20 protein-coding genes and 1 other annotated feature are annotated in these 16,428 nt (G+C 37.8%); all 20 genes read left to right on the top strand.

Going from position 1 to position 16,428, the window contains the following annotated elements; genetic code table 11:
* Positions 1-54: 54 nt before the first annotated feature.
* The 20 genes from MY533_RS15665 to MY533_RS15570 all read left to right on the top strand — a co-directional run bounded on the left by MY533_RS15665 (position 55) and on the right by MY533_RS15570 (position 16,365).
* The gene (locus MY533_RS15665) at positions 55-1,350 is read left to right on the top strand and encodes a bifunctional folylpolyglutamate synthase/dihydrofolate synthase (protein ID WP_248716688.1); all 1,296 of its coding nucleotides are present in this window, start codon (positions 55-57) and stop codon (positions 1,348-1,350) included.
* Positions 1,347-2,600 (top strand): bifunctional folylpolyglutamate synthase/dihydrofolate synthase, encoded by a 1,254-nt coding sequence (locus MY533_RS15660; RefSeq protein WP_248716687.1) that lies wholly within the window; start codon positions 1,347-1,349, stop codon positions 2,598-2,600. Before MY533_RS15665 ends, MY533_RS15660 begins: the two co-directional genes overlap by 4 nt.
* A gap of 427 nt (positions 2,601-3,027) precedes the next feature.
* Positions 3,028-3,675, top strand: a complete 648-nt coding sequence (locus MY533_RS15655) for a hypothetical protein (protein WP_248716686.1) — start codon at positions 3,028-3,030, stop codon at positions 3,673-3,675.
* 99 nt (positions 3,676-3,774) lie between these two features.
* Positions 3,775-4,368, top strand: a complete 594-nt coding sequence (locus tag MY533_RS15650) for a Maf family protein (RefSeq protein ID WP_142509021.1) — start codon at positions 3,775-3,777, stop codon at positions 4,366-4,368.
* Positions 4,369-4,402: 34 nt separating this feature from the next.
* A complete protein-coding gene (gene radC, locus MY533_RS15645; RefSeq protein ID WP_132357282.1) occupies positions 4,403-5,074 on the top strand; it encodes a RadC family protein in 672 nt (223 codons plus the stop codon).
* A gap of 606 nt (positions 5,075-5,680) precedes the next feature.
* On the top strand, positions 5,681-6,700 hold the full coding sequence (locus tag MY533_RS15640) for a rod shape-determining protein (protein ID WP_132356994.1): 1,020 nt from the start codon (positions 5,681-5,683) through the stop codon (positions 6,698-6,700).
* Between the two features lie 13 nt (positions 6,701-6,713).
* A complete protein-coding gene (gene mreC, locus MY533_RS15635) occupies positions 6,714-7,640 on the top strand; it encodes a rod shape-determining protein MreC (RefSeq protein ID WP_248716685.1) in 927 nt (308 codons plus the stop codon).
* A complete protein-coding gene (mreD, locus tag MY533_RS15630; RefSeq protein ID WP_132356992.1) occupies positions 7,640-8,164 on the top strand; it encodes a rod shape-determining protein MreD in 525 nt (174 codons plus the stop codon). Before mreC ends, mreD begins: the two co-directional genes overlap by 1 nt.
* A gap of 27 nt (positions 8,165-8,191) precedes the next feature.
* Complete coding sequence (minC, locus tag MY533_RS15625; RefSeq protein WP_132356991.1) at positions 8,192-8,860, top strand: septum site-determining protein MinC; 669 nt, start codon at positions 8,192-8,194, stop codon at positions 8,858-8,860.
* 1 nt (position 8,861) lies between these two features.
* A complete protein-coding gene (gene minD, locus MY533_RS15620; RefSeq protein WP_132356990.1) occupies positions 8,862-9,659 on the top strand; it encodes a septum site-determining protein MinD in 798 nt (265 codons plus the stop codon).
* A 93-nt stretch (positions 9,660-9,752) separates the two neighbouring features.
* The gene (locus MY533_RS15615) at positions 9,753-10,307 is read left to right on the top strand and encodes a M23 family metallopeptidase (RefSeq protein WP_248716684.1); all 555 of its coding nucleotides are present in this window, start codon (positions 9,753-9,755) and stop codon (positions 10,305-10,307) included.
* Positions 10,297-10,908, top strand: coding sequence for a zinc metalloprotease (locus tag MY533_RS15610; RefSeq protein ID WP_248716683.1), 612 nt, complete (start codon positions 10,297-10,299; stop codon positions 10,906-10,908). The genes MY533_RS15615 and MY533_RS15610 overlap by 11 nt, the downstream gene beginning before the upstream one ends.
* Before the next feature lie 45 nt (positions 10,909-10,953).
* Positions 10,954-11,029: a sequence feature (ribosomal protein L21 leader region), on the top strand.
* 14 nt (positions 11,030-11,043) lie between these two features.
* Positions 11,044-11,352, top strand: coding sequence for a 50S ribosomal protein L21 (gene rplU / locus MY533_RS15605; RefSeq protein ID WP_036124117.1), 309 nt, complete (start codon positions 11,044-11,046; stop codon positions 11,350-11,352).
* Positions 11,353-11,368: 16 nt separating this feature from the next.
* Positions 11,369-11,725, top strand: coding sequence for a ribosomal-processing cysteine protease Prp (locus MY533_RS15600; RefSeq protein ID WP_248716682.1), 357 nt, complete (start codon positions 11,369-11,371; stop codon positions 11,723-11,725).
* Positions 11,722-12,021, top strand: a complete 300-nt coding sequence (rpmA, locus tag MY533_RS15595) for a 50S ribosomal protein L27 (RefSeq protein ID WP_132356986.1) — start codon at positions 11,722-11,724, stop codon at positions 12,019-12,021. Before MY533_RS15600 ends, rpmA begins: the two co-directional genes overlap by 4 nt.
* A 298-nt stretch (positions 12,022-12,319) precedes the next feature.
* A complete protein-coding gene (locus MY533_RS15590; protein WP_248716681.1) occupies positions 12,320-12,847 on the top strand; it encodes a Spo0B domain-containing protein in 528 nt (175 codons plus the stop codon).
* 5 nt (positions 12,848-12,852) lie between these two features.
* Positions 12,853-14,142 (top strand): GTPase ObgE, encoded by a 1,290-nt coding sequence (obgE, locus tag MY533_RS15585; RefSeq protein WP_132356984.1) that lies wholly within the window; start codon positions 12,853-12,855, stop codon positions 14,140-14,142.
* Positions 14,143-14,168: 26 nt separating this feature from the next.
* Positions 14,169-14,624: an ACT domain-containing protein gene (locus tag MY533_RS15580; RefSeq protein ID WP_053484814.1), complete on the top strand. Its 456-nt coding sequence runs from the start codon at positions 14,169-14,171 to the stop codon at positions 14,622-14,624.
* A 451-nt stretch (positions 14,625-15,075) separates the two neighbouring features.
* Positions 15,076-15,951: a prephenate dehydratase gene (gene pheA / locus MY533_RS15575; protein ID WP_248716680.1), complete on the top strand. Its 876-nt coding sequence runs from the start codon at positions 15,076-15,078 to the stop codon at positions 15,949-15,951.
* 24 nt (positions 15,952-15,975) lie between these two features.
* Positions 15,976-16,365, top strand: coding sequence for a thiol-disulfide oxidoreductase DCC family protein (locus MY533_RS15570; protein ID WP_248716679.1), 390 nt, complete (start codon positions 15,976-15,978; stop codon positions 16,363-16,365).
* The last annotated feature ends 63 nt before the right edge of the window (positions 16,366-16,428 follow it).

Here is a 16,428-nt window from a genome sequence, read left to right as displayed (position 1 = left end):
TTGGACGCTACTTATACTAAAATAAAGATATTGTAGTAAGAGGGAGTGTTTCTTTTGTTTAAAACGATGCAAGAATGTACAGATTTTATTTTTACGTTAAAGGCAGTTGATTATAAACGTGCACCGCTCGTATTAATGCGAGAGGTATTAGCACTTCTTAATAACCCACAGGATAGGCTACGAGCTATCCATTTAGCTGGCTCAAACGGCAAGGGATCAACAGTGAATGCGCTGAGAGAAATGTTACAACATGCTGGCTATAAAGTTGGTGCCTTTACTTCACCCCATTTAGAGCGTGTTAATGAACGTATGACTATTAACGGAATTCAAATTTCTGATGAACAATTTCTACACTATATGAACAACATTGCTGAGATTATTGAGGCACATTATGATGGTGACTTTCCGAGCTTTTTTGAAGTTGTAACACTTATTATGTTCCAACATTTTGCGGATCAAGAAGTGGATATTGCGCTGATTGAAACAGGACTAGGTGGACGTTTAGACGCTACGAATGTCATAACGCCCTTAATGTCAATTATTACAACGATTTCACTAGAACATACTGCGTTTTTAGGAGATACATTAGCAAAGGTAGCGTTTGAGAAGGCGGGCATTATTAAAGAAAATATACCTGTTGTAGTGGGTGTTAAAAGTGCAGAGGCACTTACGGTTATCGAAGAGGTAGCAAATGAGCGTCATGCCCCATGTCTTGTTTTAGGGAAGAACTTTACGGTTGAAAACATTGAACAAGGTACTACTATACAGCACTTTATTTATCGAAAAGAAAATATGGAGATGGTAGCTGTCCCATTGAAAATGGCTGGGCAGCATCAAATAAATAATGCCAGCCTTGCGATTACAGCAATCCTGACGTTAAGAGAGAATGGAGCCATTGATATTTCAGATGAATCAATTTGTCAAGCTCTGGCAAAAGCTCAGTGGGCTGGCCGATTTGAACAATTACCGGGCAATATTATATTAGACGGAGCACATAATTCTGAAGGAACTACCGCACTAATTCAAACGCTTAAAACGGTCTATCCACGCCAAAACTATCGATTTATATATGCAGCACTATCGGATAAAGATCATGCGAAAAGTATTGCTTTAATGGATAGTATTGCTACATCCATTGCATTTACACAAATTGAGCTGCCAAATGCTATGCCTGCTGATCAATTAGCTGCATTATCTACAAATACGAACAAAATGTATAATGCGCAATGGCGTGAAATGGTACAAACGATGCTACACCAAAGAAATAAAAATGAGGATGTTATCGTCATTACAGGCTCATTGTATTTTATAGCTGAAATACGACAATGGCTTCAGGGGGAACAACGATGATTCCAAAATTGAATAGCTACAAGGAAAAGTGGAATGTTCAGAGTGATGATGTTATTAAACCTGGACTAACTGCGATTGAAGAGGCATTAGCACGAGTAGGTAATCCAGAAAACAAATTGCAAGTCGTGCATTTGGCAGGGACTAACGGTAAAGGCTCTACACTTACATTGCTAGAATCTATCGCCAAAGAACATGGCTTACGTGTTGGTAAATTTATGTCTCCTTGTATTGTGGACGTACATGACCAAATTCAAGTAGCGGGTCAAGCTATTACAGAAGCGGAAATGAATGATGTATTTCACCAAATGCAGACTGCCGGACTAAGTGGGAAACTAACAGATTTCGAACTTTTAACGGTCGCAACATTTTTACACTTTGTCGCTAGTGATGTAGATATTGCCCTTATTGAAGCAGGAATGGGTGGCTTACTTGATAGTACGAATGTGGTTACACCAATTGTGTCAATCATACCGAGTATCGCATTAGAGCATACGAATTTTTTAGGAACTACGATTGAAAGTATTGCCCGTCATAAAGCAGGAATTATTAAGCCGTATCGTCCAGTTATTATTGGGGATCTACCGTTAGAAGCGAAGAAATTAATTTATCAGGAAGCTCAAAAAAAGTATGCAGCCGTTCTTGAACTAAATCAACAATTTTATGTGGAACAAGAGCAAGAGGGAGAGAGCTATATGCATAACGGCAATGGCTTCCATGTAACGAAGCTTACGCGCGCAATGAAGGGGGCCCATCAGGCAAATAATATGGCACTAGCTATTACAGCCTTTCTTGAAGTGGCGACTACTTTAGAGTTACAAGTTAGTGCCGAAGCTGTTCAAAAAGCTGTGAAAAACGCTATTATTTTAGGACGTTTTGAAGAAATTATGCCTTATATTTTTTTAGACGGTGCGCATAATCCAGCGAGTGCTAAAGAATTAATCGCAACGATTAAGCAAGAGTTTCCAAATGAGCAGATTACTTTTGTAATTGGTATTCTTGCGGATAAGGCTGTAAAAGAGATTTTGCAGCAATTCGAGCAAGTAAGTGATTGTTTTTATTTTGTTGATTTCAATAATCCCCGTGCGATGGCTGCTCACAATATGCTTAAGCTGTCGAACGCTTCTCATAAAGCAATTTTAGAGGATTATGGGCAATTTTTAAAACGACAGTCAGAAAACAAATCGAGAACGATTGTCTCGGGTTCGTTGTATTTATTAACAGAAGTACGAAGTAGATTAAAAAATATTTAACATCTAGTTTGAGCGAATAATATATTTGCAGTAAAAAATCAGGTTCTCATTAAAAATGAGTCCTGATTTTTTAAATTTAGTGTGAAAAATAATTTTTTAATTTTGGGGTACTCGGGTCTTTCCATTTATTCTCTTCTAATCGAAAATTTCTTCTTGATGAAAAAACGTTAAGGTAATGCTCTATTTCTTTTTTTTGTCAAAGTTGATCTTACAAATAGTAGAGTAAAGAATCTACCTCTTTTTTTAGTAAAACTTTCATAGCAAAAATATTTAAATTTCAAGTGAAACATCGAAAATAACTATTAAATCAAAATATAGTAAATTCGCATTTACACATTCTTTTATACATATACTTATATATCAAATTGTAACAATACCGTCTTGTCTAAATTGACTTTGATATGTTAAAGAAAGAGGTGATGATTGAATGAAAATTGTCAGTCATGTGATGAAAAAACAAGTATTTCGAGCGATGATTATTGGAGGAATAGTTGGACTTTTTGGTGTAGCCCTTTTTTTAGGTATTCTTCAAGCAAGTACTAAATTTTCTTTAAAAAATGATAACACTGAGGTAGCCACTAAAAGTAATAATGCTAATTCATCAAAAGAAACAATTCCGACAGCAGGAGGAGCAACGAACGGACCGATGTTTTTTGCAAGTCAAGCAGGGGTCTATTCAAATTATGAAAGTGCAAGCTCGTTTGTAGCTGAACATCCTTCATTAAAAGAAAGTGCAATTGTCGAGGTTGACGGAAAATTTTATGTTTGGACAAGTATGGTTACAGATGAAAGTCAGCTTGTCTTTTTAAAAGATCCCGCAACATTTAAAAAAGCATTTACTTTAAGTGGTGACAGTTGTAAGGAGGCAACGATTGCAGAACTTCCATCTGTGCTAGCTGACAAAAATGCAACAAAATTAAATTTTAAGGATAAATCGAAGGATTCTACGTTGCCTGCTGATTGGCAATCTATTGGAGCGGCAGCCTCGTCTATTTCAACAGATATTAGCATCGTTCGCTTACAAGTTTTTGCCCATTACAAATCGAAAAATGCTTGTCTTCAAGTGAAATTTTAAGTACAAAAGATGGTGAAATAAGCATTATCTTGATATTTAGAAAATTTTCAAATCCAAATTTCTCCGTTATGATAACTAATAAGGAGGAATGGTCAGATAATGTTTAAAACTAATCACAAGCTAGTGCTAGCTTCAGCTTCACCACGAAGAAAGGAATTGCTTGCAATGCTATCACTGCCATTTGACATAATAACTAGTGAAGTAGAAGAGACAAGCGTCCAGGCAACTACAATGCAAGATTATGTGAAAGGTGTAGCTCTATTAAAAACACGTGATGTGGCGAAAAAAGCCCCAAAAGCCACGATTATTGGAGCAGATACGATTGTTGTTTATGATGATGAGTTACTCCATAAACCTAAAAATCGTGAGGAGGCAATTTCTCACTTATTGCGCTTATCAGGTAAGCGTCATGCGGTCATGACAGCTGTTGCCATTATTGAGCCTAACGGTAATGAAACTACATTCGTCGAAGAGACAAATGTTGTTTTTCATCATTTATCGCAAGAGCTCATTGAAGCGTATGTAGATTCGGGAGATCCTTTCGATAAAGCAGGTGGTTATGGCATCCAAACTGCTGGAACTCTTCTAGTTAAACGAATCGAAGGAGATTATAACAATGTAGTCGGCTTACCACTTGCAACGTTGTTTACGCATTTGATAGCACTTAATATTATCCAATTTGCGAAGGAGTGAAGCTTTTTTGCCAAATGATGTTTTACCAAGGACAATGATACGAGACGTTAATATAGAGGATCGACCACGCGAAAGACTACGGAGACAAGGAGCGATGAGTCTATCGAATCAGGAGCTACTGGCGATTTTACTAAGAACAGGCACGAAAGAAGAATCTGTTCTTGTACTTGCAAATCGCGTTCTAAGCGTTTTTGAACGTTTACATCATTTGAAACATGCAACAATAGAAGAAATGGTTGCTATTAAAGGGATTGGTGAGGTCAAAGCCATTCAATTATTAGCGGCAATTGAACTCGGTAGACGTCTCGCACAGAAATATAACGATGAAAAATATACGATTCGTTCACCGGAAGATGCAGCTGCCTATTTAATGCCTGATATGACCTCACTGAATCAAGAGCATTTCGTAGTTCTTTTTCTGAATGTGAAAAATCAAATTATTCATAGACAGACGATTTTTATAGGCAGTCTAAATGCTTCAATCGTCCATCCTAGGGAGATTTATCGCGAAGCTGTAAAAAGATCTGCGGCTGCTATTATTTGTGCTCATAATCATCCTAGCGGGGTTCCAACACCTAGTGATGAGGATATTGAAGTGACGAGAAGAATTTTAGAGGCTGGTTATATTATAGGCATTGATTTAATTGATCATCTTATCATCGGTGATCATCAGTTCATTAGTTTGAAAGAAAAAGGATATTTTTAACTTCTTTTAGCGGGTGTCAAACATCCGCTGAAAGAAGTTAAAACCTCCGAAGATGTCACGCAATTATGCCGGGGCATAATTGAGCTCTGCAATATATTTTGCAGAGTTTTTTTATTTCCTTAAATTAGATAAAATTATTACATCGCTTTTATTATTTTAAAAATAAATATTTTGTATTATTTTGCGGTAAAGTAAAATTAATAGCGAACCTTTTTTGATAGAAAACGTTACTGTATTCGTAGAAATGTCTATAATATTCACAAAAATTGGTAGCCTATTACACGTTGTCTTACAAGAATAAAAATTATATGCTAATCTATACATACTATTTTTGTTTGGGTGGGAATTAAAATAGTATCTTTTCCGCGAGAAGAGGTATGTGGCACTACAAATTCTTGCGTTTTTCCGTTATAATGAACGGTATGATTTTATTTTTATTCAGAAAAAGACTCTCACTCCAACAGGTGTGAGATAAATGAGTGTGTAGTTTTTTTTCAGTAGGTGTCCAACACTGGGTGAATGAAGATAGAGACTCGGGGGGGAAATACGCCTGAGTGCAGTTGATGTCAACGAAAGTATGGCTTAAATAGAAAGGGAGTACACAAATTGTTTGGATTAGGAAGTAAAGATGTCGGGATTGACCTTGGCACAGCGAATACATTAGTGTTTATTAAAGGGAAGGGAATCGTTTTACGCGAACCTTCAGTTGTAGCAAAAAATACAAAAACGGGAGATATTGTTGCAGTTGGTAATGATGCGAAAAATATGATTGGTCGTACACCTGGGTCAATCGTAGCAATCCGTCCTATGAAAGATGGTGTTATTGCTGATTTTGATATTACTACAGCAATGATAGAATACTATTTAAAAGAAGCTTGTAAAAATTCTGGTGGCAATTGGAAAAAACCGAATGTTATGATTTGTGTGCCTTACGGTATTACATCGGTTGAACAACGTGCGGTTATTGATGCTGCTCGCCAAGCAGGCGCTAAAGAAGCATTTACAATTGAAGAGCCATTTGCAGCAGCAATCGGTTCGAACTTACCAGTATGGGATCCAACAGGGTCAATGGTCGTTGATATCGGTGGTGGTACAACAGAGGTAGCGGTTATTTCATTAGGTGGTATTGTAACAAGTGAATCCGTGCGTGTTGGCGGGGATGCAATGGACCAATCTATCATTTCTTATATTCGTAAATCATATAACTTAACAATTGGTGAACGTACTGCAGAAGCAGTAAAAATGGAAATTGGTACAGCATTGGCTGAGGGTCCAGAAGAAAGAATGGAAATTAGAGGACGTGACCTTTTAACAGGTTTACCAAAAACGATCGAAATTTCTTCGCAGGAGATTTCTGAATCTTTACGTGAAGCGGTAGCATCTATTATTGATGGTGTTCGAAAAACCCTTGAACAAACACCTCCTGAATTATCTGCAGACGTAATGGAACGCGGAATTGTACTAACAGGTGGTGGTGCGTTATTAACGAATTTAGACAAAGTCATTAGCCAAGAAACTAATATGCCAGTATTTATCGCAGAAGATCCACTAGACTGTGTTGCTATTGGTACAGGTAAGGCTCTAGAACATATTGATTTAATTCGTCAACAACAAGTTAAAGGGTAAGGGGGTTTAGGCAATGCCACATTTTTTTTTCAATAAGAAATTAATTTTGCTACTCGTAGGCATGGTTTTTCTTGTGGCATTGATTAGCTTCTCATTACGTGAACGGACGAATGCAACTTTACCAGAGCAAATTATTAAAGACACTGTCGGCGTCGCACAATCTATTGTTGCGAAGCCGGCGAATTATATTACTGGTGTTTTTAATAGTATTGATTCCCTCTTAAACACGTATGAAGAAAATAAACGTTTAAAAGCACGCTTAGATGAATTTGCAGCCGTACAAGCTGAGGCATCGGACTTGAAATCTGATATTAAAAAGTTTCAAGAGCTTACGGACAAATCGGAAAGTTTAAAAGCTTATGATCCGATTCATGCCACAGTTATTGCTAGAAATCCTGACCAGTGGGAACAGAAGATTATTTTAGATAAAGGATCTTCACACGGTGTAGAAAAAAATATGGCAGTTATGACAGCAAAAGGGTTAGTCGGTAAAGTTGTTTCAGTGACACCCTTCACGTCTCAGGTAGAGCTTTTATATACTGATAAATCAAACTATCGTGTTTCTGCGATGGTTCAAGGAGATAAACAAGCATACGGTTTAATTGAGGGCTATGATAAAGAGCGTAATGAACTCATCATGAAGCGAATCGATTCAAGTTTAACAATTAAAAAGGGTCAGCAAGTTGTTTCATCAGGACTCGGCGGTATTTTCCCTAAAAATGTGCCAATCGGAGAAATAACTGAAGTAAGTACAGATGATTTTGGCTTAACAAAAATGGCCTATGTTAAACCAGCTGCTGATTTTTCAATTTTAGACTATGTTGTTATTGCTAAACGGTCCGCTACCGTAATAGATGGATTTGATAGTAATAAATCTGTTGATAATACATCGAACAAGGATTTAACACATCCACAAAAGGGTAAAGAGGAGGCGGAATAATGGTTCGGTTTCTCATCCCCTCTGTGGCAGTTTTACTATTTTTGGTAGAACCGGAGTTTGCTATGTTTTCACCGATTGAAGTGAAAGGGCAAATCTTTTATTTAGTTCCGAGATTTTTAATCTTATATTTAATATTTATATCCATCTATTACAGCCGTCAGCGAGCGGTAATGTATGGACTTTTTTTTGGTGTCTTGTATGATGTGTTTTACATTGATATTATTGGATTATATTCAGTACTGTTTCCGCTTATTTGTTTTATAGCAGGGTCTATTGTGAAAGTTATTCATCAGCACTTAGTTGTGACAACGACGATTTCAGTTGTTTTAGTAGCAATTTTAGAATTTATACTCTATCAATTCTTCTATCTTATCGACTTTACAACGATTCCATTATCGGAATTCTTACGTTCACGACTGCTGCCAACGATCATTGCAAATGCACTGTTTTTAATGATTCTTGGTTGGGCCTTCAAGTATCTAATTAATGCGCGTGTCTTGCAGAGAGCACGTGAAGTTTCTTAATAAAGAGCAACGTGAGGTGAGGCATTCATGAAAAAACAGTTAGTTAATATGAAGGGAACAAAGGATGGATTTGTTCTTCGTTTAGACGATCAATGTGCGTATGTCGATTTAGTAGAAGAGCTTAAAAAGAAAGTGTCAGAAAGCGGTATCGATAGTAAAGTAGATGTACAATTATATTTGGGCTATCGATACTGTTCTGCTGAACAAATCAAAGAGCTTATTAAAATTGTTCAGGAAACTGAGCAACTAATTGTTTCAAAGGTGCAAAGTGAAGTACTGACTGTCCATGAGAGCAACCAGAAAAGGATTGAAAGTCAACAAGATACATATATTGGTGTGGTCAGATCGGGTCAAGTTCTGCGTTCGTCAGGAGATATTATTATCGTAGGGAATGTCAATCCGAACGGACGTGTAGAAGCGGGTGGCAATGTGTATGTCCTAGGTAAACTCAAGGGCATTGCGCATGCTGGTGTTCATGGTAATAAGGAGGCAATCATTGCAGCATCTCTTTTTGAAGCCACACATATTATGATTGCTGATCAGGTCCAGGCAATGTCGGACGAACATGTAAAAGCAATTAAACATGAAGAGATGACTTGTGCATTTATTGGCTTGGATGGACGCATTACGTACGATCAAATTCACGCGTTAAAAAATATTCGACCATTATTAAATGTGTCTAAGGGAGGTAGCTAGTGTGGGAGAAGCGATCGTCATAACTTCAGGTAAAGGCGGTGTCGGAAAAACAACGACAACGGCTAACCTGGGGACTGCATTGGCTCTACAAGGTAAGAAAGTATGTTTAGTAGATACCGATATTGGACTTCGTAATTTGGACGTCATTTTAGGTCTTGAGAATCGGATCATTTATGATTTAGTAGACGTTGTTGAAGGGCGCTGTAAGATTCATCAAGCATTAATTAAAGATAAACGTGTAGATGAGAAACTATTTTTATTACCTGCTGCTCAAACAACAGATAAAAATGCTGTTAAACCTGAGCAGATGAAGAGCTTAGTAGAAGAATTAAAAAGAGACTATGACTATGTTTTAATTGACTGTCCAGCGGGCATTGAACAAGGCTATCGCAATGCTGTTGCTGGTGCAGATCATGCAATAGTTGTAACAACACCAGAAATCTCTGCCGTTCGTGATGCAGATCGAATTATTGGCTTGCTCGAACAGGAAGAAATTACTGCACCTAAACTAATTATTAACCGCATTCGCCAGCATATGATGAAAAGCGGTGATACGTTGGATGTTAACGAAATTACAACACATTTGTCAATCGATTTATTAGGGATCATCGTAGATAATGAAGGGGTTATTTCATCTTCCAATAAAGGTGAACCAGTAGTAATGGATCCTACTAATAAAGCATCTCTAGGCTATCGTAATATTGCCCGTCGAATTCTTGGCGAATCTGTGCCACTTATGGCCATTGAAGATGAAAATAGAGGTGTATTTTCAAAATTAAAAGCGTTATTTTCTAAATAATCATCAACCTTTTCGTGCATTTGTACGAGAAGGTTTTTTTCTTGTGCATGAATGGACATGCAATCTCATATAGTGTGAAAAAAGGATGAGGGCTTGTTTAAAAAATGGAGATGGTTGGTCACAATCCTGCTTGTGGCCGCAATAATGCTTGTAATACGGTTAGAGGATCAAGGTGTATTGGAAACACCTGTGAGAAAACTTGTTACAACATCAGCAGATTTAACCTACTTAAGTGAGCTCGGACAAAGCTGGCTAAATAAAGAGGATACAACAATTTTAGTTTCGAGTGATGTTGGGCAAACTGAACTATTATCATTTGCCAATGCGCAAGTTTTTAAGGAAGGTTTTTTATTGCAATATGACATGGGCCTACCGGTTTATGCTGGGAAGAATGGACTTGTCGTTTATACTGGCCATACAAAATATACCGGTAAGACAATGACAATAAGCTATGATGATGGTACAACAGTATCCTATGGTATGCTGGATAGTTTAGCACAACTTCCATATACAACGGTGCAGGCAAACGATTTAATCGGCATGAAAGAGGCGGGACAACTCTATATTTCGATTGAAAAAGATAAGACACAATATAGCTTAGAGCAGATTGTACAGTGGCTTGAAACAGCGGCGTCCAATGAAAATTAAACTACATCTTCTATGCATCCCTCTCGTATTTTTAATGATTTTTACTGGCCAAATCGCTTATTACGCCATTATTTTATCTTCGTTATTATGGCATGAGGCTGGTCATTTGTTCATGGCAATGCTTTGTGGCGTAAAAGTAAAATCATGCGTTATTGCACCTTACGGAGGGGAAATAGAATTTGAAAATCCAGCGGTTGTGCCTGCAACGTCACTCCTTTGGATTGCCTTAGGGGGACCAATCGCTACAATATTAGGGATTGGCCTCGCTTTTTTTATGCCAGAACTGCTTGCTACTAAACTTATTAATGTGCAACTGGTGCTATTAGCAATCAATGTTTTACCGATTATTCCGTTAGACGGTGGTAGAGTATTTTTAGCGTGCTTATTTTTATTTAATCCAAGTGTTCGTGCGTTTGAATATTACTACTGGTTTTCTCTTCTAATTGCCTTTATACTATTCATGGTATCTTTATGTTACCTTCCACAATCTATTTTTTTAGCAATTTTATGTTTATTTATATGGCTTCAAGTGTTTAAGGAATGGAATTATCGAAAATATCGTTTAGCATTTGAGAAATATGTAATGAATAGATTGACTTAAGAAAAATCTTGTGGTAATATTTTAATGTTATTGTTTGTAGCACCTGTGCTACTGCAACCGCACTGGAAAGGTTTAAGTATCGTAAGATCACCTTTATAAACAGGCGAGTCTGAGTCTAAGAGGAGGTGCAGTAAAATGTACGCAATTATTGAAACTGGTGGTAAACAAATCAAAGTAGAAGCTGGTCAAGAAATCTATGTTGAAAAATTAGGTGTAGAAGCTGACGAGGTTGTAACTTTCGATAAAGTTTTATTCGTTGGTGGCGAAAACGTTAAAGTTGGAGCTCCATTCGTAGAAGGCGCTACTGTAACAGCTAAAGTTGTTAAAGAAGGCCGTGCGAAAAAAATCGTTGTTTTCAAATTGAAAGCTAAAAAGAACTACCGTCGTAAACAAGGTCACCGTCAACCTTACACAAAATTAGTTGTTGAAGCTATCAACGCTTAATTGTGAGGTGTAGCGAATGATACAAGTTACGATTCATCACGATGAAAATAGACATGTGTCAGCATTTGAATTTTCAGGACATGCAGAATACGATGAATCTGGTAAGGATTTAGTATGTGCTGGAGCATCTACAATTGCCATTGGTACAGTAAATGCTATTTATGCACTATTACAATTACAGCCAGAAATCGAACAAGCTGCTGAAGGTGGAGGTTATCTTAAGGTAAACTTACCGTCAGAAATAGAGCCTGAGATTGATGCAAAACTACAGTTAATTGTCCAAGTAATGACTGCCCAAGTGTATTCGATGGTGCAAAATTACGGACAATACATCCAAATCAACTACAACCAAGTAGGAGGTGGAACGGAATGAAATTATTATTAACTTTAGACTTACAATTTTTCGCATCGAAAAAAGGTGTAGGTTCTACTAAAAACGGACGTGACTCTGAGTCAAAACGCCTTGGTGCTAAACGTGCTGATGGCCAATTCGTAACTGGTGGTTCAATTCTTTACCGTCAACGCGGTACAAAAATTTACCCAGGTACAAACGTAGGTCGTGGTGGTGACGATACACTATTTGCTAAAGTTGACGGCGTTGTTAAATTCGAACGCTTAGGTCGCGATCGCAAACAAGTATCTGTATACCCAGCATCACAAGAAGCTTAATCTTTTAAAAAGATAACATAAAGCGGAGGACTGCATTTATTGCAGTCCTTTTTTTGGCTAAAATACAACTTCTTTCAGCAATTATTTCTGTAGCGACAGCAACACACGACTGAGTGATTACTATCGTGCTGCTGATGCTACGTTAGCAACACGCTTTCGCATAACACACATCTTCAGACCAAAGCACAAAGCCGATTCCGGATGTAATTATACCTCGGAATAATTGAATGAAGAATTAAGGGAAAAATACAGCAAAACTTGTTATACTAGTAAAGATAACTTTATTGGAGTGAATGGGATGAACAATCAATCACTAACCATTAGTGAAGTATTACGTTTTGCAAATCATGATTATGTGAATCAGCTTCAGCTTATTCGCATGAATTTAGATTTAGGTAGAATTGATGAATCGAAAAAACTTATTCAAGAGTATTCAGAGCAATTACAAGTACTTTCTATCCTTAATCGTCTACAATTACCACGAACAATAGAATGGCTGCAAACAGGAGGCTGGCGCTATCCTTCATTACAAATGAAGTTAAGCGGGGACATAAAAAAGCCTGTTACAAATACTATTGATTCGGAAGTTGTAGATTACTTAAACAAAACAGTTATGCATGTTTATGATACATTAGATCCATTTACAGAGCAGAGTTTAGCGCTCGATGTACGTGTTGACGAACATACATTTGCCGTGACATTCACGCTAAATGGGCTTTGGAGTGCTGATGCATTTACCGAAAAAGGTTTGAAACAATTAGACATTCAAACAATTGAACAGACGAATTCGTGCTGGCAATATGTCTTGAAAGCAAATAGGGAGTGAACTAAATGTTTGTCGATCACGTTAAGATTTATGTAAAAGGTGGCGACGGCGGGGACGGAATGGTTGCCTTCCGCCGAGAAAAATATGTACCGAATGGTGGTCCAGCTGGTGGTGACGGCGGACATGGTGGTAACGTAGTATTTGAAGTTGAAGAGGGCTTACGAACTTTGATGGATTTCCGCTATAAACGCCATTTTAAGGCAGACCGTGGTGAGCATGGTATGAGTAAAGGAATGCATGGTAAACGTGCAGACGATTTAATCGTTAAAGTACCGCCGGGCACAGTCGTAATGAACGAAGAAACAGGCGCGGTTATTGCCGATTTAGTTGAACATGGTCAACAAGCGATTATCGCAAAAGCTGGCCGAGGCGGACGTGGAAATTCACGCTTCGCAACACCGGCAAACCCAGCGCCAGAACTTTCTGAAAAAGGTGAGCCAGGACAAGAATTAAATGTTATATTAGAGTTAAAAGTTTTAGCAGATGTAGGACTAGTAGGTTTCCCAAGTGTTGGGAAATCAACGCTTTTATCTGTTGTTTCTGCTGCGAAGCCGAAAATTGGTGCCTATCATTTTACAACCATTGTCCCTAATTTAGGGATGATTGAAACAGATGATCATCGAAGCTTTGCGATGGCAGATTTACCTGGTCTTATTGAAGGAGCACACCAAGGGGTAGGACTAGGTCATCAATTTTTACGACATATTGAACGTACACGTGTTATTGTCCATGTTATTGATATGTCAGGAATGGAAGGCCGAGATCCATACGAGGATTATTTAACGATAAACGAAGAGCTAAAGCAATATAATCTTCGTTTAACAGAGCGTCCTCAAATTATCGTTGCCAACAAAATGGATATGCCAGAAGCAGAAGAAAACTTAGAGGAATTCCGCAAAAAAGTAGGAGAAGACGTTCAAATTTTCCCAATTTCAGCAGTATCACGTCAAGGTTTAAAAGAGTTACTATTTGCTATTGCAGATTTACTTGAAGTAACGCCTGAATTCCCTCTATATGATGATTTAGAAGAGCAATCTGAAGCAACGGTAATGTATAAACACGAAGCAAAAGGTGAAGATTTCGAAATTACTCGTGATGATGATGGTACATTTATCATCAGTGGTTATGCAATTGAACGCCTATTTAAAATGACTGACTTTAGCCGTGAAGATGGTATTCGACGTTTTGCTCGTCAATTGCGTGCAATGGGTGTGGATGAAGCCTTACGCGAACGCGGAGCGCAAGATGGCGACATAGTTCGTCTGCAAGAGTTTGAATTTGAATTTGTCGATTAAGACAAGAGTTTTAGGGGGAAGCGCGTATGAAGAATGTTGCGAATCAGCGATATTATTTAGTTCGTGAAGATGTTTTAACGGATGCTATGCAAAAAACTTTGGAGGCGAAACACTTACTTTCAAGTGGTTCGGTATCTTCCATTTGGGATGCGGTAAAGCAGGTGGATTTATCGCGTAGTGCGTTTTACAAATATCGTGATGCTGTATTTCCTTTTCACTCAATTGTGCAGGAACGCATTTTAACAGTCTTTTTACAGCTTCAGGACCGTAAAGGAACACTTGCAAAGCTTTTAGAAACGGTGACAATTACGCATTGTAATGTACTGACTATTCATCAAACAATACCGATCCAAGGACGTGCTAATGTTACATTGTCATTAGATGTAACTAGTATGACATGTGAGCTTGATGATTTAATACAGCAACTCAAACGTTTAGATTTTGTAGAGTCAGCGGAAGTAATTAGTTCTGGTGCATTGTAACTAAAAGCAAGCTTGAATTTTTGACAGAATGTAAGTAAACTCAAAAGGGGCAGTCCCATGTGGTGTAGTGAATCGCTTCATGGGACAGCTCCTTATTCTATTACAAAAGATAAAACACTATCACAAAATCTATCATACAAAAGGCAATTGCTTAGTATATAGGAAAGCCTCATATTCTGTCTCCATCTAACATTTGATGGAAAAATATAAAAGGTTTTTATAGATGTAAAATTCCGAATCATTAGTTAAATTTAAGAAGCTCATTATCAAAAAGCTGAGGATACTATTTGTTAGAACGTTGTTCGTTCCGACTATGCGACTCCTTGGGGATCAGCGTGACAGATGACATTCTGGAGCGAGCAAAGCGGCTCATCGAACGCCACGTCATGGTGATGGGCCACTTTAATATAAAATCATAAAGCTACAAGTTGTAGTGAAGGAGGTAAATGTAATGACAGAACAACAATGGGAAAAACGGATTGGCTATTTAGGACCAGAAGCATCATTTACATACTTAGCAACAAAGGCAACTTTTCCGAATGAGTGGCTTGTCCCTTGTTCTACAATTCCAGAATGTATTGAGGCAGTAGCTGAGGGGAAAGTAGATTTAGCGGTTGTACCACTAGAAAATGCTTTAGAAGGATCTGTATCGCTAACGCTTGATTATTTATTCCATGAGGCGACCCTATATGTTACAGGTGAGCTTCTATTGAAAATACAGCAGCATTTAATGGTCAATAAAGCGCAAAAGGACAATTGGGAATCGATTACAGGTGTTTATTCACATCCACATGCTCTAGCCCAATGTCATAAATACTTATTTTATCGTTTCAGCCATGTTCCGTTACATCAAACGACATCTACAGCAGCAGCTGCAAAATTTGTATCTGAAAATCCAAACGAGTGCATTGCGGCAGTTGGAAATGCTGCGGCAGCAGTTAAATATGGCTTAGAAATCGTTCAACCTGATATTCATGATTTCCATTTTAACCATACACGCTTCTTCGTGTTATCAAAACAAAATAGACGATTGCCGCAAGAATTATCTGATGGACAGGCGAAGACAACCTTCATGATTACATTGCCAACGGACCGTTCAGGGGCATTGCATCAAGTATTATCAGTATTTGCATGGCGACAATTAAATTTAAGTAAAATCGAATCACGACCATTAAAAACAGGCTTAGGTGATTATTTCTTTATGATTGATGTATTAGCAGATGAGAAGGAGCCTATGATGCGTGGTGCTATGGAAGAACTAGCTGCACTTGGTTGCAAGGTGAAGTCACTTGGTACATACTTTACTTATCTAACATCGGACGAGTAATAACAGTGGCTAGGAGGGATCATTGTGGGGGGCATTATTTTGTTTGACGGAGTTTGCAATTTTTGTGATAGTAGTGTGCAATTTATTATCAAATATGATCAAGCAGAGTATTTTCAATTTGCGTCCATCCAAAGTGAAGCTGGGCAGGCATTACTTGCACAATATAAAGTACCAGAAAATATTGATAGTGTCCTATTAATCGAACAGGGAAAGGTATATTTTGAATCCACAGCAGCACTTAAAATCTGTAGGAGATTAGATAGTTTTTGGCCTGTTTTTTGTATTTTCATCATAATTCCTCCATCTATACGAAATAAAATGTATCGATTATTTGCTAAAAATAGATATCGTCTTTTTGGACGAAAAGAAGCATGTTTAATGCCGACATCTTCACAACGAAAAAGATTTCTCTAACTTTTAAGCTATCCAAGTAAAGTGGATAGCTCTTTTTGTTGAAATCTGTAAAGGAGAGCTCAA

This window comes from Lysinibacillus sp. Ag94 (genome assembly GCF_023242215.1).
Lineage (GTDB): Bacteria > Bacillota > Bacilli > Bacillales_A > Planococcaceae > Lysinibacillus.
This window is presented reverse-complemented; position numbering and strand designations above follow the sequence as displayed.

Coding starts and splice junctions, on each gene's coding strand:
- rplU (WP_036124117.1), top strand. CDS start 11,044: ATGTACGCAATTATTGAAACTGGTGGTAAACAAATCAAAGTAGAAGCT.
- MY533_RS15590 (WP_248716681.1), top strand. CDS start 12,320: ATGAACAATCAATCACTAACCATTAGTGAAGTATTACGTTTTGCAAAT.
- MY533_RS15660 (WP_248716687.1), top strand. CDS start 1,347: ATGATTCCAAAATTGAATAGCTACAAGGAAAAGTGGAATGTTCAGAGT.
- MY533_RS15650 (WP_142509021.1), top strand. CDS start 3,775: ATGTTTAAAACTAATCACAAGCTAGTGCTAGCTTCAGCTTCACCACGA.
- pheA (WP_248716680.1), top strand. CDS start 15,076: ATGACAGAACAACAATGGGAAAAACGGATTGGCTATTTAGGACCAGAA.
- obgE (WP_132356984.1), top strand. CDS start 12,853: ATGTTTGTCGATCACGTTAAGATTTATGTAAAAGGTGGCGACGGCGGG.
- rpmA (WP_132356986.1), top strand. CDS start 11,722: ATGAAATTATTATTAACTTTAGACTTACAATTTTTCGCATCGAAAAAA.
- MY533_RS15580 (WP_053484814.1), top strand. CDS start 14,169: ATGAAGAATGTTGCGAATCAGCGATATTATTTAGTTCGTGAAGATGTT.
- radC (WP_132357282.1), top strand. CDS start 4,403: ATGATACGAGACGTTAATATAGAGGATCGACCACGCGAAAGACTACGG.
- mreC (WP_248716685.1), top strand. CDS start 6,714: ATGCCACATTTTTTTTTCAATAAGAAATTAATTTTGCTACTCGTAGGC.
- minC (WP_132356991.1), top strand. CDS start 8,192: ATGAAAAAACAGTTAGTTAATATGAAGGGAACAAAGGATGGATTTGTT.
- MY533_RS15610 (WP_248716683.1), top strand. CDS start 10,297: ATGAAAATTAAACTACATCTTCTATGCATCCCTCTCGTATTTTTAATG.
- MY533_RS15600 (WP_248716682.1), top strand. CDS start 11,369: ATGATACAAGTTACGATTCATCACGATGAAAATAGACATGTGTCAGCA.
- MY533_RS15655 (WP_248716686.1), top strand. CDS start 3,028: ATGAAAATTGTCAGTCATGTGATGAAAAAACAAGTATTTCGAGCGATG.
- mreD (WP_132356992.1), top strand. CDS start 7,640: ATGGTTCGGTTTCTCATCCCCTCTGTGGCAGTTTTACTATTTTTGGTA.